Below are 24061 nucleotides of genomic sequence, written 5' to 3'. Positions count from 1 at the left end.
GTAGCGTCCTTGCAACGGTTACTGCGGGTCCTGGCGGGAGCCTTCGTTGACGCCGATGCGCTTGGCCGCCCACCGCTCATAAAGGCCGATGGCTACATCCGCACCGGCCATGGCGGTCAGGCAACCAATGGCGCCGGCCGTCCAGATCGACATGCCGGCGGCGTAACACAGCATCAGGGCTGACACCCCGCAGACCATGCACGCCCCGGACCTCAAGGCCAGGCGCCGAATCAGCGACCAACCCCGCGCGCCCTCCTTGTCGGCGCGCCACATTTCGCCGGATACACCGCCGATCACGGCCAGTGCGATCACCAGCCAGATAGGCATTTCCGCTAACGCTTGCTGCTCGTTTGTCATGTCACGCCTCCTGGCTGAGCATTACCGGCGCGGTGCCGGCTTTGTTGGGGTAAATCCATTTATCGGTAGGCATTCCAAAAAGCCCGGTTGCCCGGGCTTTTCAGTAATGATGTCCTCGAACCTTCGGCGCTACTGGCGCGGTACGGTTCTTTCCTCAATGTTTTTCCGACCACGATCCCTGTCTGCCGGATAACTGCTTCTGGTGCTTTACGCTGCACACCCGGGTCAGTTGCCAACCCTCTGAACCGTTAAGGCCGGTTCATCGCTGCCTGTTTTTTGAAGCGGTGAAACTAAAGAGCGTCGGCATCCTTGCCGGTGTTGCCTGGCATCCCTGCCATCGCTTCGATGGCGTCCTTGCCGATGTTGCGTGCCTTCCTTGTCTTCCTTGGCAGCATCCTTGCCGCCTCCACCAGGCCTTGTTGGCTGGCTTGAGATGAAGAATATGCATGTATGCATATACAGTCAATGCACAAATGCATTTATTTTCACTATCGAAATGCATGGGTGCATTTCAGCCCTTCTGGGTTAAGGGTTTGGCGGTTTTCTACAGGCGAAAAAAAGCCCGCGCACTGGCGGGCTTTGTCTTACGTAAGGAGGTTAACGGGCGTACATGCCCCACCAGAACACATGACCGAGGATGCTGATCTGCTCATCCTGGATATCCTGGAAGCTGTAGTCCTCATCCGGGTGTTCATCGCGATTGAAACTGCGCAGGCGAATCCCCGAAGGCAGGCGATAGAGCTGTTTCACCCGCAGCTGGCCATTGTGGTTGATGGCATACAAGTCGCCATCGACGATATCGCCAATGCCACTCTTGCCCGCATTCACCCCGACCGTGGCGCCGTCGCGCAGCACCGGCAACATACTGTTGCCACGCACCGTCACACACTTGGCCTGGTCAAACTGCACACCGTTATGCCGCAGGCTGCGCTTGCCGAAACGCAGGCTAGCCTTCTCGCTTTCCTCGATGACGAATCTTCCTGATCCAGCAGCCAATTCAACCTCGCGCAGAAAGGGGATCGACACCTCGTCATCATTAACGGGCGTGTCGTCGTCCCACAGGCTTATGTCCTTGAGTTCCGAATGCATCGGGTCGCGCCCGTCATCCCGCAAAGCCCCCACCGCCGCGCGCCCGCGCAAGTGGTCGGTGCTGACGCGGAAGTACTCGGCAATGCGCGAGATGTGCTTGTCCGACGGATCAACGATCTTGCCGCTGAGGATCCGCGAGAGTGTGGATTGAGGCACGCCGGTACGCCGGTGAAGCTCCGTGGGGGAGATCCGGTCGCGGTCTAGGAGTTCTCTTAAGACGGTTGAAACGTTGCGTTTTTGCATAAGGGGAATACTGGATGGAATTTTCTAGGTTGGCAAATGCTGATTTGCATATTTTATGCAGCAACAAGAAATTTTAGACGGCACATCAGTAGGCGGTGGCAATACGCAATCGACAATTTCAACCTTTGAAAGGCCGCTTTCGGCCAGAAACTGGCCTTCGAGTAATCCTAGTTTTCAAGATATCTCGACGGGCGGCAGCCAATCTCCATCGGCAGGGATTTCCACTGAAACTAGTTGTCCCATGACATCTAAGCCGCTTCGGTCGATAAAAAATCCAACGATTACTTCACTCGTGAACATCGGAAATTCCGCGCAGATCACAACAACTGATCTGCAAGATTTTTTAGTTTAATTTTCAATGCTTGACGTAAATTTGAATCCGTCGATACGCGCCTTAAAACAGCTCTTTCATAGTCGTCGCGACCGTTGAACCTCAAACCCCGCGCGATACAATTTAAAACGTTAGAAGTGCGAACTGGGTATCTACTTACAATCTCCTGCAACTCACTGCTTTCAACGAGACCTGCTAGTCGTTCAAGTTCACTCTTATATGGTGACTCTATCTGAATATTCAGTTCCCCACTGTCACAACTCATCAGCTGTTGGCGTGAAGGGATAATAGATAATATTTTATCTCGCACATATCGCTCCGCGAGCCGACCTGCTAAGTGCTCTTTTTTTTCCAACACCTGTTAAAGATTCAATCGCACTTTGCCGTGCCTCACTCAATAGTTGTCGCGAATCCAAACCTAAAATTTCGGCTTGCAACCCAGCTATCGCCTCCTGCGCTTCCTGAGAGTAGATGAGACTTTCAACTGAAAAAACCGGCAGGGGAAAAATACTACCCTCTTCAAACTTCTTCACTTGCTGTTCAGTCATACCATCATGATCTATAAGACCAAACGCTTCAGCTCGATGTTCACCCTCGATGGCGCGCAGTCCCTCTACTGCCCTCATCACATCTTTACAGGACTCCATTGGTATGATGGAAACCCCTGGAAATAACAAGGAATATAATGGCTGATCTAAACTAGTTTTATCATTCCCTTCAATAAAAAGTATTTTTCGACGAGCGCCGACCACATCTACCCATAGCCACTCAGGAATATCTCCTAGATCCTCAATGACATCAACCTCCCAGGAACGGACATTTCCTCCTTCTTGCCAAGCGCAGCCTCGCACTAAAACTATATGACTATTTTGGACAGCAGTTGGTAGTTTAAGCTCATGCGTACAAACAACAAAACCACAATCAGGCCGCGTGAGTATTAACGCTTTAATAAGCGCAATAACAATCGACGGGTGCAGATGCAATTCAGGCTCATCAATTAAGAATACCGAGCCCGATGGCGCTGCAACTACCTCTGCTGAAAATATAAGTGCAGACCTCTCTCCATCAGACATTCGCGCGTAACTGTAAAGCGCCCCATCTTGACTCGCACGTAATTCACCACCATAAATCTGTAGTTGCACTGAGATGTTAGCTTGCGACAATACTGAATTAACAATATCTAAAGGAGAGTTATCTGTCTGCAGACGTATAACAGCAACCGAACCTCCTCCCTCGGATTTTATTTGATTGGCAGCATCTATTTTGTATTGTGTTTCAGCCATTTGAAGATCGTGAATAGCTTTCTCATTTCGAGCAGTACCACCAAGGGACTTCCAACGTGTATCTGTTGAATTATAATAGTTCTGGCTTGCACCATAATCTCTTCGAGATGAAGGAGTCATGGTCAAGCTTTCATTTTCAAAGTAACTAGGCCGCGAACCAGGCATATAAATGCATTGTTTCCCCCACGCAGCAGCCAGATGATTAACTAAAGCTGATTTTCCAGTTCCGTTGCGACCCAAAATAAAAACAGGAACTCCCGCTTTCACTCCGATCACCACGATTTCTTCCTGAGTTGGAATTTCCATCTTCGTTAGTAGATTTGCTGTTTCCATTTATCTCAACCTATTGTGTACACATTATTAGTGAGTAATGACGATGCTATCTGAACCGGGGTTAAAACTGAATAAGACAAATATATTTCCGAGAATCTGCGACGCCTATGGACGCCTACCCTAAAATAATGCACGTTCGAACATCGATAAAAATAGCTGATCATGCCTGACTCTACAGCTTTAGGTGCTCATCTCTGAGCGTATCCTTCAGCTTGAATCCGCTTGCACACTGGCCGAGTAAACGGTCTCCCCATTCCCAGTTGCACCCACCCCACCATCACGCTAACCTCCCCCGTCGCTGCAAATTCAGCGATCGGGCGTGAGAACCCGAGCAAATCAAGGCGCAAAGCGCCCAATAACCCTATCGCGGCGTTTTTTTTCGTCTGCGGTATCGTTTTATGGCGGCTGTGCGTGGGAGACCTTCGGGTCTACCGGTTGCCTTGATTGCCGGTTTCTCACCCTGCGCACAGCTGCCACCCAAACCTGTGAGAAGGTTCGTGGCAGTTCCTCAAATCAAGGAACTTTCACTTATGTACTTCTACATTTACCGCACCAAACGGCGTCATCCTTCCCGGTTCATTTCCTCCGTGCTCGAGGGTGTTTTATGAGCACTGCGCAAGATCTAACCACCCTCGGCGTCACCCCCTTCTCCTTTCACTCCGACCAACCTCTATTCCGCGTCAACTGCGGTGTTTCCCTGCACGAAGCCTTGCATCACGCCTCCGACCTCCTCCACGTTGCCAAGCAGCTCGCAGAAGATGCGGCGATGACCAAGGAGACGGACCGTTACGCCTGGGCGTCGCATTACTTGCAGGAGATGGTCAAGGCGGTGATTGATGATGTGGTGAAGGTGTTGGATTCGCCCGTCAACAATCATTAAGGGCCGACAGTAAAAAAGGGCGGCGCTTATATAAAGGCGCCGCCCTTTTTTGTGTTTTACCTAGCCGTTTACGACCTGCGAAGCCCCGACTTCACGTGTTAACCTTGCGCCCATCGCAACAAATGCTGGGCCAAGCGCCCAATGCCAATCAGTTAAGCGACCCCGATTGGGCACGATGTTGAGCTTTCGAACTTCAGCGATGCAGGGGCTGCGGCCTGCAGGTACTGCGCGGCGATCCCTTCGCAGCCTCGCTAAGGCTCGACCGCTCCCACATTCGGCCTGCGTCGTTTGGAAGCCCGCGCTGCGCAACTGATCGACACTGGACCAAGCGCCCTCTTTGCCCCATCACTTTCAACGAATTTGCCTACTATCCAATGAGTAAAAACACGTCCGATCTGTCCTCTCACACGCCGATGATGCAGCAGTATGGGCTGGAACAGTGCATAGGCCACGCGCTACGCGGCCCTCAGCATTTAACTGTCTAAAACCATACCGTCATTTATACGCGTTTTAGGTCAGTGAATACGCGGTAGACAGGGTTAGTTTTAGACAGAAAATCAGCCCATTTTCTACACGGTCTTGCCGTCAATCCTCACGCTGGCGGTGCCGGTGTCAGAGTTCGGAATCCGCACCTCCACCCGCTTACCCGATTCGGTAGTTACCTTAATGACCACACTCGTGGGAGGCGGCCGCAGATCATCACCACATATCAGTTCTACAACGTCCTCTCCTGACGCGCTCTCGCCGAACGGATCCCACAAATCGCCGTTAACGAGTGGTGCAGCAACCTTGATTGACATCCCGTACTCCCGCTCGGTTAGGCTTGTAGTCTGACGCTACCAGATGCGCAGTAAATATTCCTGCGTCTCGCGTCACACCAGGGAAAGCTAGAGGGTGCCGATTGGCTGGCGTTTTTGGTCTGGGGCTTCTAAAGGGTTTCAGGGGCGTTAACCACCCCTAAACACCCCTCGAAAACGCGAGAATGGTACGAGGTTATTTGAGGAGCTTCAGCATAGTAGGTTGGTGGTTCGCAAAGGCCTCACATCCATGCTGGATCATATTAGACGCTTGGAAAGAGTCTTCAAACTTGATGCAGTTTGCTATTACGATGGCATCGCCACCTACATAAATGGCAGACGCCTCCGCGTGAACCTTTTCCGAGACATTTGTATGTATATTTACTATCAACCCATCAAAATAAAATCGGTAGCTATTTAGCATCAATGGCCCATTCCCGGCGCCAGCGTCTAGAGGGGTCGTCATTTTCATTGGGCCAAGATTGTGGCGCGCCCCACGAGTTACCATCTGAGTCAGGTGTACTGGCAAAAAACTCAAAGGATAAGGGTTGTTGTTTACAACCATCAACCTAAGTTTTTCCAGCACACACTCCTGTAGTTCAATATCTGCGTATTGCGGCATATGAGATGCCGCAGCTCTCCAAAGTAAACTGAGAAAAAACACTCGTAACTTTAGGACGTCCAAATTCGGAACTAAACGGACGTACTGATCGGTTTCCGGATATGGAATTATATTATCCTTGAGTACCTTTTCTTTCCCCCAACCACTCCAAACTAAGCGCGCCTTGCGGAGTTCAGTCGCAGCAAAGCTATCCAAATCGGCGAGAACGTCTTCCCCGGAGCGTATGACCAGCTCACGGTCATACCAACTGGTCGGCCTCCTGGTCGGCCGACCGCCCGGTGCTCCATCGATAAAATAGCACCCCTCACTCGGAGCGGAGAACGCCAGGGGAATCATGTGTGATTTCACAAACTTCCCGGGCTTCAATGTCAGCTTGCATGTCCCTATCGTCACGATGCGCCTCCTGTGATGAGCGAACGTTAGGGTGCCCTAATTTCTTCTGCTCGGCAAAATGACAGCACGGACTTTAGGAGAATTGCACCGCTGATCGATTGGCGGCGCGCTAATGGGTAATAGCCGCGATATAAGCCTGGCAAGCCCGCAACGCGATCAGTCCTTGGTCGCCGTAGTCGGTGATGCCGATAATTCTTTGAGCATGCGCTGGATCAAGTTGGGCTCTACAGGGTGCATGAACCAAGCCGACGGCGCCGGCGGCGGTAGGCACGTTGCAGCCACTGGCTGGACGTCGGCGGGGAGGACTGACAGCTGCACATCAGCGGTGACCAGGCGATCGCTTAGAACACCTTGGTTGAGTTGTTCGGCGCGAGCCTAGGCTGAAGCCGCGTTACTGATCGCCGCCAAGTCTTCCTAGTGCAGGCCAGCCTGGATTGCGAGCTTCCCGCCGTAACGCCTATCCCGAATTTTCCAGGTGTCGCCGGCGGTGATTGCCATCGCCAGAAGGATTGCCTCCAGGAACTGCCCGGGAGTCATGATTGGAATCCGCTTAAAAGAAGCCGGAACTTATCCGGCCGTTGAACGCTTGGCGGCTGTAAGGTTGAATCTTACTCGACGTCAGATTTAGATTGATTTTTCTGCTTTGGACGGCGTTTGGTTTTTTTTAAAGCGCCATCCTTCACTGTAGCTTCTTGCCCAATGCTTTCCAAACGCTCAGCTTCATCAACTTCGCCTTCTTCTCTAGCGGCGCTTGCGAAGTCAGCGGCGGGTAAGGACCACATGCCGTGCACGCTTCGAGCCGTCAAAGTAGATGTCATTTCTCGTATAGCGCCATAAAGTATTGTGTAAGCAGCGTGCCTCACCACTCTAAAACGATCCGACCCAGAGTGCTGATCAGATCTATATCTGATCAAAGCCATGGCAGTTATGTCTACATCATATGGAAGATCAAATCCATCTTCCTGGGTACTTTTAACAAGACGGAGATTTAATGCTACGGAGAAATTTCTTGGATCACTAATTTCATCTTCAGGGTAACCAAGCTCAACTTTACGCGTAAAACGACTACCTTTATAATCAAAAGCAATTTGAAGGAGTTCATCAGAATAGTCTCCGAGCCAATCAGGATTGGAATCAACTCTAACCTTCAAAAAAAATACTTTCTCAACCGAGAGCAAAGACGGCTTCATTAGAGCGCTCCTCCAGCTCACCAGCGATTTCCAAAAACAATTCATGATTCAGGGAAAAAACTGCGTAATCATTGTCGAAAGTATCTTCGCCACATGTCCTTTTAACCTTACCGGTCACACGAACAGGTCTAACCTCATCAGAAAAGCTGAAATTCAACTTCTCTTCTACGGCACTGGCAAGCAAGTACAAAGTATCGATCTTGAGATTTTGGTCCCCTCTGAGCATCCTGGATACATTCGCCTCACTGACTCGGAGACGAGCGGCCACATCAGAGTTACGAATACCTTTTTCAATCATCAAACGTCGAATTTCGAAAACTGGTGCAGCGCGACGAGTCGAACCAAAAATCTCCATATCTTCAGCGATCTGTTCCGCGACACGTTCGTTATTCATCATACAACCTCAAATAAAAACCATTAATTTCGAATCTAGAATTTCTTTAATTATATCTTCAGCATATTTTTTGGTCTCAGGAGCCGTTTGCATTTGATTTTTATGCGCAACCTCTAGAACGAACAGAAAGCGACCAAGCTTCCCGGTATAGGGGTACACATAAATCCTATCCTTCTTTCCACGCTTGAGCTCCTTTAAATGGTGTTGAGAGTTTTTATAGTCAAACTTAAATGCACTCTTATACTCCACCAAGTTTTGCGCATAAAAACTACCAAAGTCTTCTAATGCGATAGCCTCAAATAAACTTTGCACCATGACCAGAAAGCAGCCCTTTTTTCCATTATCGTCCACCTCCTTCTTTATAGAACGAACCAGATGCGTTTTATCTGGATCGTTACCGGCCCCCATCACCAACACTGGCGTCCAGATTGGCTGGTTCGTGATCCTAGGAGCTTTCGCCGGATCGATCCTGGCCGCCTCCAGAAGATACGTCCGTGTGAGTGTCCTTAGCTTCATGCTGCGCCTCTTATTAACACACAGGTTAACTCTCACTTAGCCATTCCGCAAGAATTGTTAGGAAGATAACTCGCGGTTTAGATTGGATCCACAGCGCAATAGCAAATCGCCACCTGGAGCTAAATTATTGACGCCGACCGCATCAAAAATCGCTAATGAAAAAGCTTATAAATCAATGATAAGTGACTACGTCCCCTTGAAACTCCCGCATGCTGTCCGTTTCCACTCTCTAGAACCGATTTCTGAAAACTACTCACTCATTGATCCTATTGGACAGATGCCGGAGGTTCCTTCTCGGAGCTTTCTATGGCTCCGGCTGGCTGCTCGCCAGCCACTTCAAGTTGCTCAGCGTCAACCTTATTGTCGGTTTGGCGTTGCATTTCCGCCTGATGCTGAATCTGACGCCAGCGCGAAATCTGGCGGTCGACCGCCTGATCGTAATCTAGGGCAGACATTTTGTATTGCGGGAAGTCTTGCACGGCATCCCACGCGGCCTGATCGAGGCGCAGCACATCGCGATGCATGGTGTAACGAAGCTGGTCGCGCAGAATGGCCTGAACAACCCCAGGAAACACATCAGGCGCAGTATCCGTCGGCAGGCCGATCAGCTTCATTGAGGCGTCAAATGCAGCCGCCTTTGCGGTGAGTGGCGTCTGGACGTCCTGAAGCATTCGGCAATTCTGGACCGACTGATCCACCATCGCGCGCAGTGATATGCAGTCAACCTGGGCGCCCTTAAGTCGTTCACTGGTGTCGCTCAGCAGCTTGGCCAGGGCTTCGTAAACATGGGTAACCGCCTTGCTGGGCGCTTTAGCCGTAGTTGAACCGCACGCTGGGCACGCGCCGCCCTTTCGCTGCCCGGCGGGGCCAAACCAGCCGCAATTGCATGAACACAGCGCCTGTCCGTTCAACGGAAGCGGATTCAGTGCGCGGATCGGCTCTCGCTCCCCGGGTTTCAAACGGTCCGGATCAGTGAAAAGTGTCGAGTCTGGAGATTGTCCAGGCATCTGGAGTACCTATTGGGTGGGGCCTCGCGGCCGGATAAAGTGGGGAGCGGCCCCTATACAAGCAGGCCGCGCTGCATCAACTGGCAAGCTGTTCCCGTTCCTGGGTCAGCTTGGTCAACTCCTGCTGTTTGCGCTCGGCACTCATACCTCCGAGGCGCACCGCTGCCATTTTGGCATTGATGCTTTTCACGGTTGGCTTGGAAGCGCCAGCCGCCAGAGGCTTTGCTGTGTCGCCGGCCTTAAGCCAGGCCTTGAACTCCGGCATTTTCATCTCGGTGACGTCGCCCACGCTCCAGTCCTTATCGAAGTTGGATTTGTAGGCTTTGATCGCCGCAGCCTGGCTGGTGTAGCCCAGCATGACCTTGTGCTCATCAAACTTACCCGAGCCTTGGTCTTTCTGGTCCACGACGAACACCCGCTGGCTGAATGGCTCAGGGCCAACGTACACGTCAACCTGGTCGCCATCAGCGCCGGTGGTGCGTTTGATGTAGCCATAATGGTCGGACATTGAATGCGACCACTCATTGCCTTCCTTGTCGACGCCTTTGCGCTCCGAACCGCGGGGGTTCTCGATCGCAATATTCAGCCCTTGCAGGTTGATATGGCCTTTCCGGTAGTTACCCGCCTCTTTCTGGGCGGTGCTGGGTTCCGGGAGATTATTGTCGGGAGAGGTTGCTGCGTCACGCGCCGCAATATCCAGGGCTTCCGCCGGCGGCAAACTCGCGCGATCTGCTTTAGAAGAAGGCAGCAGGTCAGTAGGCTGTGTGTCTTCCTTGTCACCATACTGGTCCGCCTGGTCCTCATGAAGCTTCTGGGCGTAGTCGTCGGCACTTTGTACATCCTTGAAGACCCCCAGGTGCTTACCGGTTCGCTCATACGTCTTGATCGCCTCACGATCAGACATGATCCTGCCGTCATCGCTGACGGTCGGAATTAGAACCTCCTTACCGTCAACTCCGATCGACATAGAGCGCACGGTGCTAATGGAGCCATCCGCATTGCGCACCGTTGGCCTGGTGTTCAGGTCGATGTTGCCGGCGGTGATCAGGCCACCTGTGCCAGACCCAGGCAAGCCAGTATCGTCATCAGCCTGCTGTGCTTGCTCTTGCGGCTGTAAGCCCTGATTGGGCAGCACTGCAGCTCCACCTGACGGCTCCGGCGTCGGATTGGCAGATTGCAATGCTGGCAGCACGGGCTGCCCGTCGGCGGCAGGCCTTTGCACAGGCTCAGTCGCCTCGGAGTTGTCCTCGTCACCACCGCCGGCTTCTAAGGCCTGGATGTAAGGAGAAAACCTTGCGGCCAGAGCCCGGGCGGATGCAGCGGACGCCCCAGTATTTGGGTTCTCTGCGAGACGAATCAGTGCGTTTCGCACTGGCGCGCTCTCGTAAAGTCGTGCAAACCCACCGATCGAACCAGCGATAGGGATCGCCTTGAGACCGGCAGCGGACGCAGCGGCAAAACCTCCGATGCTGTAGTTTTGCTGCCCGGTATTGGTCATGACGCCAGCCTGACCCGCACGCCGAGTCGCATCTAAAACCTGCCGCAACCCTTCAAGCTGCCGACGGTCAGCATCCCTGAAAAAGATGTTGGCCTGAGCCGGCATCTTGTTCATGTTATTGATGAATCGATCGGGAGACAGTCCGTCAGCGCCCTGCGAGTTTCTGAGAAGTCTCTGGATAATGGTTGCCCGCGCTGCCTGCCGGCCTTCCGTGTCGAGGCTCTGGAAAAGGTTCCTAACCTCGCTTGGCTTGCGACTGAACAACAAGCTCTCGGCCAGTTCCGGGGTGACATCTCCGCGATCAAGCACAGACTTCATGCGGGACTTGCTGACCTTCCCGGTCTCCTCGCCATAAATCGCATTTGCCTGGCGAAGCTTGAGCACGTCTTGCGCCGGTAGGTTCGCCCGCGCAACATCATTCATATCGTCGTATAACGACGATTGCAGTCGCGTCAGCAACGCCTTAGCCCTTGTCGGCAACTGGCTTCGCGCGGCACCGTCGAAAGACTTAACGATGTCTCGCAACGCTGTGCGGTTCTCCCTGAGTGAGGAGTATGTTTGCGGTGCCGCGTTCAGCGTTTGCATGAACTGCTGGATTTCGCTCGCCGCCTCCGGGCTCCCTACAATCCCCGGCCGGTTTAGCTCGGCAAGAGCGTCATCCGCGGCTTGGGTCGTTCTGGCATACGGCACAACTCCTACCTGATCCAGCTGGGCCTCGTACTTGCCAATCCTGTTACCAGCAGCTTTACGGCGGCGGCCCACCCTTGCCTGAAGGCTTTCCATGATCTGATCAGCCTGGGGTGGCGGGTATTGATTATTGAGATCCTCAACCGCGGCTATCCGTGCTTCTCGCTGTGCTTGCCGCGCACCAGCCGTACCTGCGAACGGAATTCGCTCACCGGCTACCTGCGCGCTTCGAGACATGAACGTTTCAGGCGGAAATACATCGGAAGTCATCAAAGGGATGTTGGTCTGCTCAGCTGCTCGAACAAGCTGAGCGTTTTCGCCCTGAGCAGGATTTCGCATTGCCCTGACTGCACGCCTGCCGGCGTCCACAACACCGCCCGCAGCACTCGCTACAAATGGCGTTGCCGCGCCGAGCGCGCCAGCAATTGCAATATCACCGCCGTCAAAATTGCCGCCGGCATTTTCTTGCAGTCCCTCAAGCCCCGCCTGTGTAGCAGCAGAGCCCGCCCCCAACACCACCGCCTGGCGGGCCAGACCGCCACCAGCCAATGTTGCTACACGACCGGCAGGGGTGAATGCCGCGCCAATACCTACAGCCTGGGCAACATCAAGCCCTGTTAGCCCGGGCTTGTTGATGACCGCCTGAGCACCGGTCTTGTTGTTCGCCGCGATCAGGTTGCCCTTTTCATCTTGAGAAATGCCGATGTAGGGAGAGCTGGAGCGCAGCATTTTTGCAATTTCGCCCGGATCGGTGGTGGTCGGCAGCGCTGCAAAAAGTGCTGCCTGCTGTCCAGCCGGGATATCGAGCCCTTTGAACAGGCCGGAGTTCTGCAACTCCGGCAACTCTTTAGTGGCGCGCGTCTGACGTTCGGAACCCGTGAACATCTCCTTCACACCCTGGATAAAGCCGCGATCTCGGGGCTCTTCCTTGCCTGCGAGCGGTGCAGCCTCCCAAGCTGGCCTGGTAGAGGCGGTTTCCGGTTTTGCGACATTGCCGGCGCCTGTTGCGCCGGCGCCCGCGTCATAGAGCGGAGCATCTTCCCAAGCGGCCATTATGGTTTCACCCTTTGTTTTCCATTTGGATCGATGAACACCGTGCCCGACGGCAAGCGGTTGTAGTCATCGTCAGTCGCGATGCTCGGCGCAGAGGCACTCTGCTGCCGGGCCGGCGCAGTTGCCTGCGGCAATTGCAAACCTCGCTGCTGAGCCGGGCCCGCCTGAGGAATTACGGTACCGATGTCCAAGGGTTCAGCCCGGGCGTTTTGGCGGCGCTGTTGGATCATGTTGGTTTTTAGCTCCATCGCCTTTTCGTTCAGGGCCCGGATTTCAGTCAGGCGCTGCTGCACCAGCGCGGGGTCGTTGATATTGGTGATGAGCTCATTCCAGGCGCGCTGGGCATCACCATCCGTTTGCACTCCAGAGTTGAGCCGCAGGCTGGCATTGCGCAATTGCTCAAGCGTCGAGTTCAGCGAGCCGTAGTTCCTCGACTCCTCGGTGCTCATGCCCATCGCATTACGTGCTGCTGCAAGTTTGTTATTGACTGGGCCGAGGTTGAGCTTCCCCGACGTGATCTGCTCGCCGATGCGCGATAGCTGATCGTTCATGGTGGATGCAGCGGCGATAGCCTCCAGATCCTTGTCCTCGGCTTTTTGAACCGGAGCCGCGAGGGGCTTGCTCATCTGATCTTTCGGGGCCAGCCCCATTTGCTGACCGTATCGCAACGCGGCCTGCCTGTTTTCGGGAGTGTTGAAGACTCCACTCAGCAGCTTGTACCCGGATACACGGTCAACCAATTTCTCGATGGGCATCTCGAGCACTTCATCATCCGCATCATTGGCGGTGCCGCGGCTCTTGGTCATCGGGGCAGTATATTTTTTCCCATCATCACCAGTTATCTCGAGCTCAAATGCAACGGTACCCTCCGTCCGCCCAGGCATCACTTGCACAATGCGCTTCTTGCCGCCTCCGCCTTGCTGAATGTTCGGCGCAAACATACGATTTACCGCGTCCAAAGCCTCAGGCGAGTTTGAGTTGATTTCACCGGTGAACACCTTGCCAGCAGTCGCTACATCGCCCTGCATGGTAGGGGAAAGGACGTGACGGGGGTCCATCCAAGGGTTGCGCTTGAAAACCTCAAGATCGTTGTCGTCCAGATCCGCGCCCGCGGCAATCTTGGCGTAGGCGGATTGCGCGGTGAGCGCATCCTGCTTCTGCATTTCGGCTTTGTCCTGCCGTCCGATCTGGCGAGTCAGCTGTTGCTGCTGAAGATCAAAGCGCTGATCCTCGTGCTGCATACGCACCGCTGCCTGCTGCTGGCCCGCGACCTGCAGACCGTAAGTTGCCTGGACCTGTCTATCTTGGCGCGAAGCGTTGTCCGAATCGCGCTGGCGCAGGTAATTGCGCTGATCCTGCGTATCAGTGTAGTTACGCTGGTCTGTCTCCCGACGGTACGCAAGATCATCTTTGCGTAGCCCCATCTCCTGCTGCTGAATATCTCGACCGTACTGGCGATCCTCGGCCTGCTGCGCGATTTGCACGCGCTGGAGCTCTTTTTGATCTTTTTGCGCGAGTAAGTTGGTGACCAGGCCGAAGCCTTGGGAGAATCCATCCATCCCGCCACGGGTATCTAATCCGCCTGCCATTTGTTGTCTCCCGACAATAAGAAACAGCTGAACCTAATGGTCCACCGCTGATAACTTGACTTCTAGTAGCTTTCGATATAATTCAGTGGCTTACCACTGACTCGCTTCAACCATGCGAGTTACCAGCCAAGACGAATACCCCACTTGCCTTTCTTTACGCCCGCCTCCATAAAAGGGAAAATAGAGTGTTCGTCAAAGAACCGGCTGGATTTTGCATAACCCAGCTCTTCGACAAGCGCTTCCATTACTTTGTTATATTTCCGGGCTCGCCGCTCACACTCTTTAGATGCTAAATGAAAGTTGTAAATGTAACTCCCCAAGAACCATAGAATTACCAACACGGTGAAAAATTCAACATACATAGCAGGCATCCTTCCTATACAGAGAGCGATTACATCGCGACTATCTGACTATACCTATCACATAAAAGAGCCTGCAATGTAGCCAATTCCCGCTCCGATAGCAGTACCAACCGGGCCAAAAGCGGAGCCCACCATGGCTCCCGTGGTAGCCATGCCTACCTGACTGGATTGCGTGTTGGCCTTCGCCTGCTGATTCATCTGATCCTCGGCGAGCTTTGCCTGTTGCTGCTGCTGTGACAACTGGGAAAGACCTTGCATGGCCTCACCCTGCATTTCTTGCTTCAGTCCAACTAGTCCGTATGCCATAGCATTACCCTCCCTGCTTCAGGCCACTGAGGCCCATGCCGCCGGCCATGACTTGCTCCTGCAGGTCTCGCGCGGAGATTCGTGCGTTATTGCTCGCATCCACCGAACCCGTAGCTCGACCGAGCTGCATTTTCCGATCTTGCGCGGCCTGTTGAGCTGGCGATAAGACGAGGCCCATCCCCTGCTGCTGTAGCTGGAGCCCTTGATTCGCGCTATCGAACGACTTGTTCACCGACTCGGTGGCGGTCGCTGCTTGTTCGCCGGCAAAAGAATCGCTGGTTGCGATGTTCGCCAGCTTGTCGACGTATGGCTGAAAGCGCGCCTTCCAGTCGTCCCACTGAGCTCGGCTGAGCTGCCCAAGAACGTTAGAGGCCCCTTGTTTGCCGGCGAATGCGGCGCTCGGATCAACGTAGTAGGTCATTATGCGTAGCCCGCAAAGTTGGCACCGCCTGCGACATTGTCATAAATCTTGCCGCTGGTGCCTGATGGATTGAGAACGGTGGAATTGGCCGCGGTTGTCCTTGCTGGAGCCATATTATTGAGGCCGTAGGAGACGCCACCAGCAACTGCCCCTAGCGCCGTGCCGGCGAGTTGTAGGTTCGCTGACTTGCGGTTGAAGTTGGTGAAGGCCGCCCCTTGGGCATCCTGAGCTGCCTGGCTTGCCACGGTATTCAGGCCGGCCTGTGCCTGGGATGATTGCCCCTGACCAATCGCCGCGACATTGCTGAGCCCGGCGATTTTTTGGCTTTTCTGTTCAAACTGCGCGCGCGCCATAGTGTCGCCGCCGGCCATCCCTACACTTGTTGCCAGATCGCCCTGGGCAGAAGTGAAGCGACCACTATTCGGGTTCAGCCCATATTGCTGGGTGACACCCTGGTTCAGTTGCTCCATTCCGGAGCTGAGCGCCTTTTGCGTCCCAGCGTTGGTCTTGCCGCGGACGTAGGCCATGCTCCCTTCGGAATCCATGTCGTCAACACGCTTCATGTACGCATTTTCAACCGGAGCCAGGCGCTCCTGGGCATAGTTCCACTTTTCGGCCGCCACCTGCGCGGCATACTTTTGCTCCGGCGTATCCTGGATTGAGTTATCGGTCTTGCTGCCGCCGCTCATAATTCGCCTCGCTTGATCAGGTCTTGGTTGTAGGCAGAAAAGGTCTCATCGTGAAAGTGTCGACGAATGCCGGCAGATACTTCTGCCATCCAGCCGGCGCCACCGACCAGATACGCACACTGCACCACTAGGCCGGTAAGCTGGTCCCTGAGGACAAAAGCCAGGCTGCGCCCATGATGGTCGCCGTCCCGCTCAAGCGTGACGCTGTCGCGCCAATCCTGCAGCGCGCCAGCCATGAGCGGGCGAACGAAATGTTCAAAGTGACGGTAGAACGGATTGATGGGCAGCTCGATCAGCGCGAGCCAGAACGCCTGATAGACGTCGTTGGGGGTCAGCGGCTTATCACCGTCCACGATGTCATCCAGGGTCTGCGAAATAGAAAACAGCGTCTCGCAGAACGAAATTGCATCGGGGTGGCCCTTGAGTACCCGGGCTAGCAATTGCTCTTGTGTTTCACTCATCGGTTCGCCCTCACACGAAAATTCGGGTCAGATCGACCTGGCGCAGCTTGATTGTTGCGTCCTGGCCGGTGCCTGTTTTGAAAATGATGGAAAGCCTGAACTTAAGGCTTGTCGGCACCTGGGCCAGCGCCAGGATCTGGGTCACCAATGTTCCGGCGATGTTGCCGATAGGCATGGCGTGGTTGAGTTCCTGGTTCTGGCCGATCTGAGCGATGGTTGTGCCGCTGGCACTCACTGCCACGACTTGCAGAGCAACCTGCAGCACGCTGGTGTTGACGCTTGAGAACTCCCAGCCGGCAATAGCGCGTAAGCGCTGGCCAACGGCAACTTTGGAGACGTCCACAGACTGCTCCAGGATAAGCGTCGGCGTTGCTGCACTTGGCATGCCGGTAATACGCAAAACCTGCTTTTCCCCGATATCTGCAGCCTCTTTCGACGCCGTCACCGCCAAACCATTGAGGTTTGTACCCTGCAGGGTGCAGGACGTCGCCAATTGGCCCGTAGCGTTGCTTCCTGCGCCCAGCGTGCCGTTGGTGCCAGTCAACAGCGCGTTGGGGATCAGGCTGCCCCCGGGCACCGCTGCAGCGTCGTAAAGAACGTTCGATGTTGGAAGGATCGCCGGAAAGGTGAATAGTCGTTTCAACGCTTCACCCACCTTTCTGCCGATGATTAGTGCCCCCATTGGGGTCGGGTGCAGGCCGTCGCCGGTCATACCTTCTTTGGGCCAGTAGCTCACTCCTGATGCGGGGTCGACCATCTCATCCCACGGATTCACGACGATGATGCCCAGGCTTGGCGCGACGTTTAGATACCAGTTGTGAACCGCGAAATGGTTGGCTGTCTGCTGTGGTGGCAGCCCCACGTTCGCCCCTATTACTGGGGTCTCGGCGATGGCAATAACCACCTTTCCACGCTTGAGCAGCGCGGCATATAGGTATTCCAAGTTACGGATTGTTTGCTCCAGGGTCATCCCGTTCAGTCGGTCGTTGCCGGTGCCGAAATGCACCATCACGTCGAAAGCGCTGCTGTTCGCAATTACATCCGCCTGCAGACGGGCAAGCATTTGCGACGTGGTGTTGCCATCGATCCCTTTGTTGAGGGTCAGCGGAAACGCGGCGAGCCCCCCTGTTTCGGAAACAGCCCAATCGGTAAAGCCTACGTTGCCCTTGGTGCACTGGAATGCGCGACTATCACCCAGCACCAGCACGTCAGTAAGCAGTGGCCGGTAAAGCCTGGCCTGAGCCTTCTGCACCGCACTATCAGCCCTCGAGCCTTGCTCTGCCGTGGCGGCGCCGATATCGCCCGCAGTTACCGTCAACTTGCCCTCGGGACTGGGCAGCACATCGTTCAGCTGCTTGACTGTTCCTACGCCACCCCCGCCACCCCCCGCTCCTGCCATCGCCGCAAGCTTCGCCGGGCACTCAGCCATCGTCACTTTGCCGTATCGATCAGTGAGCGGGTATTTGCCATCCTTGTTCGGGCCGCCGGTGGCGGTGCCCGTGGCCCAATCCGCGAATTCGGCCAGGCTGACTTGGCGATCTTTCAAAAATTCTTCGATCTTCTCCAGCAGATCCCGAATGCTTTGGTTGGTGACGAAGCGGAGCAGCACATAGGGTGCGTTCGCAATGGCACCAGCAGGAGCCGCGTCCAGCGTCAAGCGGGTGTCGGTCTCCACAGTGACCAGCTCGAAGCATTGACCGCTCGGCACCACCAAAACGTCGCCGCGCACGGCATTCGATAACCATGAAGTGCCGACGCCGGTCGCAATTACTGCGCCCGCAGCAATAGAGACCGTTCCGGCGCGGTAGATATGAGTAGCCATAATTTTTCCTGAGATGTATTACGCGGGACCGGGGCCGGCCGGGAGGATGATCCCTTGATCGACGGGCCTTCTGGTTTCGATGAACAAAAACGGCATGTGAATCAGCGTTCCAGAGCGCCCTGTCAGGATGACTCGGGGAATGACCTCGCCGATGAGGCCGGGCACATAAAGCCGGCTGCCAGCCACTTCACCGTTGTATCGCATGAAATAGCCTGTTCCGATGGAGCTGACGAGCATCCACTCATTGCGAGCGCCAAACGTGTCAGACCCTTGCCAAAACTCGACGTATTGGTCTGGCTCTACCTGGTCCCTGCTGCTGTAGTTCCACACGCCACTGGAGCGTTTGTAGCTGACCGCGTTATTGCCCGAGTCAAAAACGACTACCGAACCAGGTGCCCAAACCCGAATTCCATGGGTTTCACCGCTGATGTATCCACCGGATGCAATGACCATGAACTCGCACATATAGGCGCGCATAAGCGGATAAAGCTGAGCGTGGTTTTGAGGATTTCCGGGCAAGTTAACGATGGTGAAGGCCACTATCACGCCCGTCCATGCGCCTGGGGCGCCTTTAGGCGCGATGTAACCGATAACTGTCGCTACCTGAGAAGCAATGTTGCGTGGCCGTGCAAACACTAGGGGTGGCGTCGGGCTGGTTGAAACCCCGAAGAAGCTGTACTCAAAAAAAATGGCTACCGGTGGTATGCCGTCCCTTTCCTTGTAGAGGCGAACGTCTGTCCATCCGCCGTTATCTATGTGTCCCGCACCATCGTCAACCGCGACAAAAATGGGATTATTTTCATCGACGGAGAGGTTTCCCCAGTCGTTTTTCACCCTAAAACCGGTGCTCATGATGAAATCCCTAAAATCAAAAAGCACGACACGGGTGCGGCCGACCAGGTAAGCAGGTTGCCATTGACCACCACCAGGGGAACCGGCGAGATGCCGACGTTCTCGGCGGGCATGAGGCTGATGTCCAACTTCAATCCAGCGTACGGGGTCAGATCCAGGCTGCCGGCGGCATTGCTCTGGGTTCTGATCGACTCCATTTTCCGAATGGTCCGCACCGAACTGTCAAAGGTGACCTGCTTATTTTTGTCGCGGCATCGAATGATCGATGTCATAGCAGCAACTCCCCAATTTCAATTCGTAAGTCGCCAGCAGGGTCGTACCAGCGCTGATAGCTGTCGGTCATCACCATCCTGGTGCCGCCAAGGAGGCCATTCATAAAGATCCCCGCCTGCGGATCGATCACGAACCTCGGCAGGCCACCGGCGCCGACCTGCGAGCTTTTGAGCTGCCCATAGACTTGGCCGAACCCGATGGTGATGTTCGCCACGTCGATGGCTTCTGCGCGAAGCTGACCACCCACGGTGGTAACCGGAGTAAAGCCATCATTTGCAGTTAGTTTGCCGATGCTGATCGGGCCGATTTGCGCCTGCTGGATGGATGCCTCCTTTACGAGGAGCGTGTTGATGTAGACCTTTTCCCCATCAATGGTGAAAGGATTCACGTAGTTCGGCCCGTGCACGCCTGGTGTGGCGATCCAGAAGCGGTGCGCCAGAATTGCGAAGTCGGCAACCGTGCCGTCGTTGTACGCACCGAAACCGCTGATCAGCCCGTTTACGTCGAGCCTCAGCGTGTATTGAGCGGAAAGCCCCTCAAGCTCCGTGGTGTGCGTGCTCAGCGTTTGCTGGATGGCCGCAGACTGCTCATTCACGCTACTTTGCAGTGAGGTGATCGAATTCGCCGTCGCCTCAAACTCGGTGGCGATGGTCTGCTGGTCACTGAGGTACTGGGCCGCGGTGTTATCCATCCGCGACACCAGTCCTTCCAGATTTCTGGCCTGGGCCTCGATCGCGCTGGCAAAGGTTTCGCTGTACTGAGTCAGCACAGCCTCAGCGCCCTCAAGGCGCGAGGACATGCTGTTCAGCGCCTCAGTGGCGGCCTCTTGCAGATTAATCCGCGCGGTACGCTCAGAGACGATGTCTGCGGAGTTCTCGCCGATGCTGGCTTGCATCAGGTCAATCTGGTGCGCGATAGCCTGCTGGTCGGAGGTAATGACCTCCTGCAGTTGAGTGATAGCGGCAGTGATGTCTTTTCCAGTTTGCACCCGCAGATCTGATACCTGGCGCCGGATCTGCACGTTCTCATCGTCGCGCAGATAGCGCTCGGCCGAAGTCATCAATTTCGCGGACTGTGCGGCTGCACCAAGCATCGCTATCGTCTGGTTCAATCCTTCGAGGTCGATGGCTTTGGCCAGTGCCTTCGCCAGCTCGCTCTGACTCGTCTCCTTTGTTATCAGCTCCAACAGGTAGTCGATATCAAGCATCGACTCAACGTAGGTGCCGTCAGGGCTGTTAGGCGGCCCCTCCACGTTTGAAGTCGAAACCCAGGTGATCCAGTAGTAATAGCTGATGCCTTTCTTCGGATCATCAGGATCTACCGCATCACCGCGAATCGGATCGCTGTAGATCATGCCGGTGGCACGACTGATCAGCGTGGCCTGGCCGAAGTTGTCGGTTTCGCTGCGGTAGATGTTGGTCAGCGAGTGGTTGCGGTAGAGCTTGTAGGGGTTCTCCCAGGTCAGCGTGTTCATGCCGAAGACGCCGACCGCTTGAAACCCGACAGGGGCCGGCGGTACTGCGCGATCTGGAATGCCAGGCGTTGGAACCAAACCACCGGTACCACCTGGTTTCCAACCTGGTCGGAGCGTGAACGCCCCGCTTTCCAGCAGATCCCGGAAGGTCAGCTTCTTGTCGAGGCCGTTCCCGCGATTCCCCTCGCCCGTTTCGATGATCTCGGTGAGAGCACTGAAAAACGGGCGCAACTCCGCCGAAACCTTGCTGCTTGGTGCAGGAAGGCTTGAGCGTTTGGTCGTCATTAGGTCAACTCAGAGGGCGTATTCGCGATTTGGATTGAGAAAACTTCGTTAGAGCCTGCCGCCTCGACCTGCCACTCACGCGCCTCCGCGTATCCAGCAGGCAGCCGAAACATTCCGCCGGCTTCAATTGGCATATCAAGCACCAGCGCTTTGTCCGCAAACACCCGAAATTGAACTGGGTAAGCGTCGGCAATCACCTTTCCGCAGTTGAAGTTTGCAGCTCCAGGTGGGAACTCGAAGATCTTCGACCGCCATCGATATTGCATCGGCGGCCCGCCGCGCCACTTGGAAATACTGCTGCCTTGGATGAGGTACAGCGACGATGCAGCAATGTCGTAGTAGGAATTGGCAGCGGCCGCATCGATGAACTCAATGCCTTCTCCCGGGGCCAGGGCGAAACAGCCGCCACTGTAGAAGGCCAGGTATCGCCCCTCATACCGGCAGGCGTGGATTGAGGATGGATTGAGCGCCTGCCATTGCTCAGGTGTTAGAACTCCGTCAGTGATCAGCTGGGGCTCGCCTCCAGATACCGCCACCAGCCCCTCCGTTGAGGCATAGACGACATACTCCCCCATATCCACCACTGATCCCCTGGAGATGCACACGCGGTCGGCATCAGGGTCTGAGGCCGTCATTGCCGCCGGCGTAGTCCCAGTAACGAGCCGAGGCCGCCCAGTGGTGGCCACCACCAACCCGGCAGTGGTGACACCAATTCCCACAATCTTGTCGGGAAACGATATCTGGTAGTCGACGGGCCAGGCGTGAGGATAGTACGGCTCGCAAAAACACAGCGTATTGTCGAAAAAGCCGGCGAAGATGCCGTTCGGCATTTCCACCAGGCCTACCATCGTAGCGTCGGGCATATCCCAAGTGAGCGATGGGCAGGCGATGCCAAGTTCGTCACTGTTGATATCGTCCACCCAACTGTTCTGGGCCACGGGAAAGTCAGCGAGATATAGGAACTCGCCACCACTTTCTGACCGATAGAGGCGCTTCGTGACGATGTTGTAAGGGCCTGCCGGAGCCGCCGGCAACTGAACATTGACCTTGCCAGGCAACTGACCTTCGGCGCCATCCCAGCGCGTGATGATGTTCGATGCTGAACTGGGCGGGCCTTCCTCGCCGTACGCCGTAACGTACGTCACGATGTACGTTGCATTGACCACTGTTGCCGGGGCGGCACCGCTGTCGCCGGCCTCGGTCACCAGCGGCACGCCGTCCGGGGCTGGAACCCCAAGGCGGTAAAAACCTGACGGGTAAGGTCCAGCCCCCTGAGTTGCGACACCAATCGGTGCCATTTTTGGGAATGAGTCGCCAGTCCAATAAACCCGCGACCAAGCATCCTTCGCCAGCGGGCTTTTGGCTGCATTGACCTGCTGGCCATCGCCCCAGGCAAACCAGAACCCGGCGCCATTGTTACCGAATGGGTAGCGGTAGATAGATGACGGATTGATCACACCGCCAATTCCAAGCACGGGCAGCGGCGCATTTTCAGCCCGCAGCGAACCCTTGCGCAGATTTACATTGCGGGCCGCCTGGGCGTTGGTCGGCTGCAAAAGACGCGGAGTCAGTGCTGGCAACTCGCCCTTGAAAGACGTGATCGCAATCGATGTCATGGAAACCTCGGTGTCTTCATCCTTGTGCTGCCGTACTGGTGACCGGCCAGCGCCTCAGATCGGGCATTGGTGCAGAGGGCATAGAACGCCGCCTGATCCATCAAGGCGCGCTGCATGTCGGACCACGGCTTCTCGGGCATCTTGCGTAGCCAGTACTGGGTGCCGAGCGTCAGTGCCTCGCAGTAACGGTCCAGAAGCCAGTCCGGGGGCACAGCTACGGTGGAACCAAACGTGGGTCGCACAACCACATCAGCGGTCAGCCCCGAAGGTCCGCCGGTGACAATGACCGTTTCCGGCGAAGGCTGGAACACCTGGCAATATGCAGGCCGACCATCCTGATACAGCGCCTGGATACGGATAGGCTCCAGGCCTGGCCCGGCGGTGATCTGCTGCTCACCATCGGACAGCTGGATTCTGACCTTCCAGGCCGGCACCTCCGTGCACAGCTCGCGCAACGCCCAGGCCACACCGTCGCGGATGGAGGCGATTACCACCCCCGGTAAGTTCGGCAGGATCTGGTCGACCAGCTGGCTCACGTTCATTGCTGCGGTACCTGTTGCTGAGATGTGGCGGCGACCGGCAGAGGGCCAAGCATGCGATCCGTCTGCACCTTCATACCCAGGGCAGTCTGGAACATCTGAAAGTGCATCGTTGCGCGGTTGAGGTTTGCCGCGTGTTCGGCGTCTTTCGCGTAAGCCCTGGAGAGGATGTAATCCACCAGCACCGGCGCAAACGAATCGTCCAGGCGAATTTTCTCAGGGGCTGAATCGGTCGCCATTGCCTGGGTGTGCGGGTCTGGCACTGACGAGTAAATGATCTCCAGCTTGCTGGTGGCCATCGCCGGCGGGTAGACGTAGAACTGTCTCGGCGCCGCCTCATCGAAGATGTACTGCTCAATCTCCTCAACCTGCTGCTCGGCGTGCCACCGCCGCCTGGTTGAGTCGATGGCACCCCGGGTCGTGAGAATCACGCTCAGCCCACCGCCCGCGGGGGTGATGTTTCGCACCACCTCCAGCAGGCGCAGACCGCCCTCGGGAATGGATTGCCTGGTCCCCGGGGCGCAAGTAATTTCGGCCGTGACAGAACTTGCGTTCGGCTTGATGTTGCAGATCGCCGCATACGCTTCGTTCAGCCAGTCCAGCAGCTCGGTGTTTGCCCACCGGGTGCCGTTGGAAGTGACTTCCTGCAGGATCTTTTTGGCACGGGTCAGGATGTTGCCTACAGTCGTCACGGCCACG

At 55.4% G+C, this 24061-nt stretch carries 24 protein-coding genes and 1 pseudogene; 1 reads left to right on the top strand and 24 read right to left on the bottom strand.

The features are described from left to right. Positions 1 to 18 precede the first annotated feature (18 nt). The 3 genes from ACI77I_RS07000 to ACI77I_RS06990 form a co-directional block, all read right to left on the bottom strand. Positions 19 to 357 (bottom strand): phage holin family protein, encoded by a 339-nt coding sequence (locus tag ACI77I_RS07000; RefSeq protein ID WP_083359891.1) that lies wholly within the window; start codon positions 355 to 357, stop codon positions 19 to 21. 597 nt (positions 358 to 954) lie between these two features. Beyond that, positions 955 to 1689, bottom strand: coding sequence for an XRE family transcriptional regulator (locus tag ACI77I_RS06995; RefSeq protein ID WP_094949894.1), 735 nt, complete (start codon positions 1687 to 1689; stop codon positions 955 to 957). A gap of 630 nt (positions 1690 to 2319) precedes the next feature. Continuing rightward, a complete protein-coding gene (locus ACI77I_RS06990) occupies positions 2320 to 3636 on the bottom strand; it encodes an AAA family ATPase (protein ID WP_406997209.1) in 1317 nt (438 codons plus the stop codon). 604 nt (positions 3637 to 4240) lie between these two features. On the opposite strand from ACI77I_RS06990, the gene ACI77I_RS06985 reads away from it, so the two are divergent. Further along, positions 4241 to 4516: a DUF3077 domain-containing protein gene (locus ACI77I_RS06985; protein WP_406997208.1), complete on the top strand. Its 276-nt coding sequence runs from the start codon at positions 4241 to 4243 to the stop codon at positions 4514 to 4516. Between the two features lie 569 nt (positions 4517 to 5085). Here the strand turns inward: ACI77I_RS06985 and ACI77I_RS06980 are convergent. The 21 genes and pseudogenes from ACI77I_RS06980 to ACI77I_RS06880 all read right to left on the bottom strand — a co-directional run bounded on the left by ACI77I_RS06980 (position 5086) and on the right by ACI77I_RS06880 (position 24060). Next, on the bottom strand, positions 5086 to 5316 hold the full coding sequence (locus ACI77I_RS06980) for a hypothetical protein (RefSeq protein WP_406997207.1): 231 nt from the start codon (positions 5314 to 5316) through the stop codon (positions 5086 to 5088). A gap of 193 nt (positions 5317 to 5509) precedes the next feature. Next, entirely contained in the window at positions 5510 to 6271 is a 762-nt protein-coding gene (locus tag ACI77I_RS06975; protein ID WP_406997206.1) for a hypothetical protein, read from the bottom strand. Between the two features lie 166 nt (positions 6272 to 6437). After that, a pseudogene (locus ACI77I_RS06970) lies at positions 6438 to 6865 on the bottom strand (lysis protein). A 71-nt stretch (positions 6866 to 6936) separates the two neighbouring features. Then, the gene (locus tag ACI77I_RS06965) at positions 6937 to 7518 is read right to left on the bottom strand and encodes a hypothetical protein (protein ID WP_242152613.1); all 582 of its coding nucleotides are present in this window, start codon (positions 7516 to 7518) and stop codon (positions 6937 to 6939) included. After that, positions 7493 to 7912 carry a helix-turn-helix domain-containing protein gene (locus ACI77I_RS06960; RefSeq protein ID WP_406997205.1) on the bottom strand — a complete coding sequence of 140 codons (420 nt, stop codon included), beginning with the start codon at positions 7910 to 7912 and terminating at the stop codon, positions 7493 to 7495. The genes ACI77I_RS06965 and ACI77I_RS06960 overlap by 26 nt, the downstream gene beginning before the upstream one ends. Before the next feature lie 9 nt (positions 7913 to 7921). Continuing rightward, positions 7922 to 8428: a hypothetical protein gene (locus ACI77I_RS06955; RefSeq protein WP_406997204.1), complete on the bottom strand. Its 507-nt coding sequence runs from the start codon at positions 8426 to 8428 to the stop codon at positions 7922 to 7924. 266 nt (positions 8429 to 8694) lie between these two features. Continuing rightward, positions 8695 to 9435 carry a hypothetical protein gene (locus ACI77I_RS06950; protein ID WP_406997203.1) on the bottom strand — a complete coding sequence of 247 codons (741 nt, stop codon included), beginning with the start codon at positions 9433 to 9435 and terminating at the stop codon, positions 8695 to 8697. 76 nt (positions 9436 to 9511) lie between these two features. Then, complete coding sequence (locus ACI77I_RS06945; protein ID WP_406997202.1) at positions 9512 to 12673, bottom strand: hypothetical protein; 3162 nt, start codon at positions 12671 to 12673, stop codon at positions 9512 to 9514. Then, a complete protein-coding gene (locus ACI77I_RS06940) occupies positions 12673 to 14262 on the bottom strand; it encodes a hypothetical protein (protein WP_167665349.1) in 1590 nt (529 codons plus the stop codon). The genes ACI77I_RS06945 and ACI77I_RS06940 overlap by 1 nt, the downstream gene beginning before the upstream one ends. 119 nt (positions 14263 to 14381) lie before the next feature. After that, positions 14382 to 14624 carry a hypothetical protein gene (locus ACI77I_RS06935; protein WP_167665348.1) on the bottom strand — a complete coding sequence of 81 codons (243 nt, stop codon included), beginning with the start codon at positions 14622 to 14624 and terminating at the stop codon, positions 14382 to 14384. A gap of 57 nt (positions 14625 to 14681) precedes the next feature. Then, positions 14682 to 14930: a bacteriocin gene (locus ACI77I_RS06930; protein WP_167665347.1), complete on the bottom strand. Its 249-nt coding sequence runs from the start codon at positions 14928 to 14930 to the stop codon at positions 14682 to 14684. 4 nt (positions 14931 to 14934) lie between these two features. Continuing rightward, complete coding sequence (locus ACI77I_RS06925) at positions 14935 to 15351, bottom strand: hypothetical protein (RefSeq protein WP_167665346.1); 417 nt, start codon at positions 15349 to 15351, stop codon at positions 14935 to 14937. Next, entirely contained in the window at positions 15351 to 16040 is a 690-nt protein-coding gene (locus tag ACI77I_RS06920; protein ID WP_167665345.1) for a hypothetical protein, read from the bottom strand. The genes ACI77I_RS06925 and ACI77I_RS06920 overlap by 1 nt, the downstream gene beginning before the upstream one ends. Further along, positions 16037 to 16501 carry a hypothetical protein gene (locus ACI77I_RS06915; protein WP_167665344.1) on the bottom strand — a complete coding sequence of 155 codons (465 nt, stop codon included), beginning with the start codon at positions 16499 to 16501 and terminating at the stop codon, positions 16037 to 16039. Before ACI77I_RS06915 ends, ACI77I_RS06920 begins: the two co-directional genes overlap by 4 nt. Before the next feature lie 10 nt (positions 16502 to 16511). Continuing rightward, positions 16512 to 18323: an SGNH/GDSL hydrolase family protein gene (locus ACI77I_RS06910; RefSeq protein ID WP_406997201.1), complete on the bottom strand. Its 1812-nt coding sequence runs from the start codon at positions 18321 to 18323 to the stop codon at positions 16512 to 16514. Between the two features lie 18 nt (positions 18324 to 18341). Beyond that, positions 18342 to 19175 carry a hypothetical protein gene (locus tag ACI77I_RS06905; protein ID WP_406997200.1) on the bottom strand — a complete coding sequence of 278 codons (834 nt, stop codon included), beginning with the start codon at positions 19173 to 19175 and terminating at the stop codon, positions 18342 to 18344. Continuing rightward, positions 19172 to 19447 carry a hypothetical protein gene (locus tag ACI77I_RS06900; RefSeq protein WP_167665341.1) on the bottom strand — a complete coding sequence of 92 codons (276 nt, stop codon included), beginning with the start codon at positions 19445 to 19447 and terminating at the stop codon, positions 19172 to 19174. Before ACI77I_RS06900 ends, ACI77I_RS06905 begins: the two co-directional genes overlap by 4 nt. Further along, positions 19444 to 21207, bottom strand: a complete 1764-nt coding sequence (locus ACI77I_RS06895; protein WP_406997199.1) for a hypothetical protein — start codon at positions 21205 to 21207, stop codon at positions 19444 to 19446. Before ACI77I_RS06895 ends, ACI77I_RS06900 begins: the two co-directional genes overlap by 4 nt. Further along, positions 21207 to 22823 (bottom strand): hypothetical protein, encoded by a 1617-nt coding sequence (locus tag ACI77I_RS06890; protein WP_406997198.1) that lies wholly within the window; start codon positions 22821 to 22823, stop codon positions 21207 to 21209. Before ACI77I_RS06890 ends, ACI77I_RS06895 begins: the two co-directional genes overlap by 1 nt. Then, the gene (locus tag ACI77I_RS06885) at positions 22820 to 23365 is read right to left on the bottom strand and encodes a hypothetical protein (RefSeq protein ID WP_406997197.1); all 546 of its coding nucleotides are present in this window, start codon (positions 23363 to 23365) and stop codon (positions 22820 to 22822) included. The genes ACI77I_RS06890 and ACI77I_RS06885 overlap by 4 nt, the downstream gene beginning before the upstream one ends. After that, positions 23362 to 24060: a DUF6682 family protein gene (locus ACI77I_RS06880; RefSeq protein WP_406997196.1), complete on the bottom strand. Its 699-nt coding sequence runs from the start codon at positions 24058 to 24060 to the stop codon at positions 23362 to 23364. The genes ACI77I_RS06885 and ACI77I_RS06880 overlap by 4 nt, the downstream gene beginning before the upstream one ends. Between the last annotated feature and the right edge of the window lies 1 nt (position 24061).

The sequence above is a fragment of the Pseudomonas sp. D47 genome (assembly GCF_045447305.1).
Lineage (GTDB): Bacteria > Pseudomonadota > Gammaproteobacteria > Pseudomonadales > Pseudomonadaceae > Aquipseudomonas.
Note: the sequence above shows the minus strand (reverse complement) of the source record. Positions and strands in the feature narration are given on the sequence as shown.

Excerpts from the sequence above, each read along its gene's own strand:
- ACI77I_RS06895 (WP_406997199.1), bottom strand. The coding sequence starts at position 21,207 with ATGACGACCAAACGCTCAAGCCTTCCTGCACCAAGCAGCAAGGTTTCG.
- ACI77I_RS06920 (WP_167665345.1), bottom strand. The coding sequence starts at position 16,040 with ATGAGCGGCGGCAGCAAGACCGATAACTCAATCCAGGATACGCCGGAG.
- ACI77I_RS06985 (WP_406997208.1), top strand. The coding sequence starts at position 4,241 with ATGAGCACTGCGCAAGATCTAACCACCCTCGGCGTCACCCCCTTCTCC.
- ACI77I_RS06950 (WP_406997203.1), bottom strand. The coding sequence starts at position 9,435 with ATGCCTGGACAATCTCCAGACTCGACACTTTTCACTGATCCGGACCGT.
- ACI77I_RS06900 (WP_167665341.1), bottom strand. The coding sequence starts at position 19,447 with ATGACATCGATCATTCGATGCCGCGACAAAAATAAGCAGGTCACCTTT.
- ACI77I_RS06935 (WP_167665348.1), bottom strand. The coding sequence starts at position 14,624 with ATGTATGTTGAATTTTTCACCGTGTTGGTAATTCTATGGTTCTTGGGG.
- ACI77I_RS06960 (WP_406997205.1), bottom strand. The coding sequence starts at position 7,912 with ATGAATAACGAACGTGTCGCGGAACAGATCGCTGAAGATATGGAGATT.
- ACI77I_RS06980 (WP_406997207.1), bottom strand. The coding sequence starts at position 5,316 with ATGTCAATCAAGGTTGCTGCACCACTCGTTAACGGCGATTTGTGGGAT.
- ACI77I_RS06905 (WP_406997200.1), bottom strand. The coding sequence starts at position 19,175 with ATGAGCACCGGTTTTAGGGTGAAAAACGACTGGGGAAACCTCTCCGTC.
- ACI77I_RS06975 (WP_406997206.1), bottom strand. The coding sequence starts at position 6,271 with ATGATTCCCCTGGCGTTCTCCGCTCCGAGTGAGGGGTGCTATTTTATC.
- ACI77I_RS06945 (WP_406997202.1), bottom strand. The coding sequence starts at position 12,673 with ATGGCCGCTTGGGAAGATGCTCCGCTCTATGACGCGGGCGCCGGCGCA.
- ACI77I_RS06940 (WP_167665349.1), bottom strand. The coding sequence starts at position 14,262 with ATGGCAGGCGGATTAGATACCCGTGGCGGGATGGATGGATTCTCCCAA.
- ACI77I_RS06965 (WP_242152613.1), bottom strand. The coding sequence starts at position 7,518 with ATGAAGCCGTCTTTGCTCTCGGTTGAGAAAGTATTTTTTTTGAAGGTT.
- ACI77I_RS06885 (WP_406997197.1), bottom strand. The coding sequence starts at position 23,365 with ATGAACGTGAGCCAGCTGGTCGACCAGATCCTGCCGAACTTACCGGGG.
- ACI77I_RS06955 (WP_406997204.1), bottom strand. The coding sequence starts at position 8,428 with ATGAAGCTAAGGACACTCACACGGACGTATCTTCTGGAGGCGGCCAGG.
- ACI77I_RS06915 (WP_167665344.1), bottom strand. The coding sequence starts at position 16,501 with ATGAGTGAAACACAAGAGCAATTGCTAGCCCGGGTACTCAAGGGCCAC.
- ACI77I_RS07000 (WP_083359891.1), bottom strand. The coding sequence starts at position 357 with ATGACAAACGAGCAGCAAGCGTTAGCGGAAATGCCTATCTGGCTGGTG.
- ACI77I_RS06910 (WP_406997201.1), bottom strand. The coding sequence starts at position 18,323 with ATGGCTACTCATATCTACCGCGCCGGAACGGTCTCTATTGCTGCGGGC.
- ACI77I_RS06930 (WP_167665347.1), bottom strand. The coding sequence starts at position 14,930 with ATGGCATACGGACTAGTTGGACTGAAGCAAGAAATGCAGGGTGAGGCC.
- ACI77I_RS06990 (WP_406997209.1), bottom strand. The coding sequence starts at position 3,636 with ATGGAAACAGCAAATCTACTAACGAAGATGGAAATTCCAACTCAGGAA.
- ACI77I_RS06925 (WP_167665346.1), bottom strand. The coding sequence starts at position 15,351 with ATGACCTACTACGTTGATCCGAGCGCCGCATTCGCCGGCAAACAAGGG.
- ACI77I_RS06890 (WP_406997198.1), bottom strand. The coding sequence starts at position 22,823 with ATGACATCGATTGCGATCACGTCTTTCAAGGGCGAGTTGCCAGCACTG.
- ACI77I_RS06995 (WP_094949894.1), bottom strand. The coding sequence starts at position 1,689 with ATGCAAAAACGCAACGTTTCAACCGTCTTAAGAGAACTCCTAGACCGC.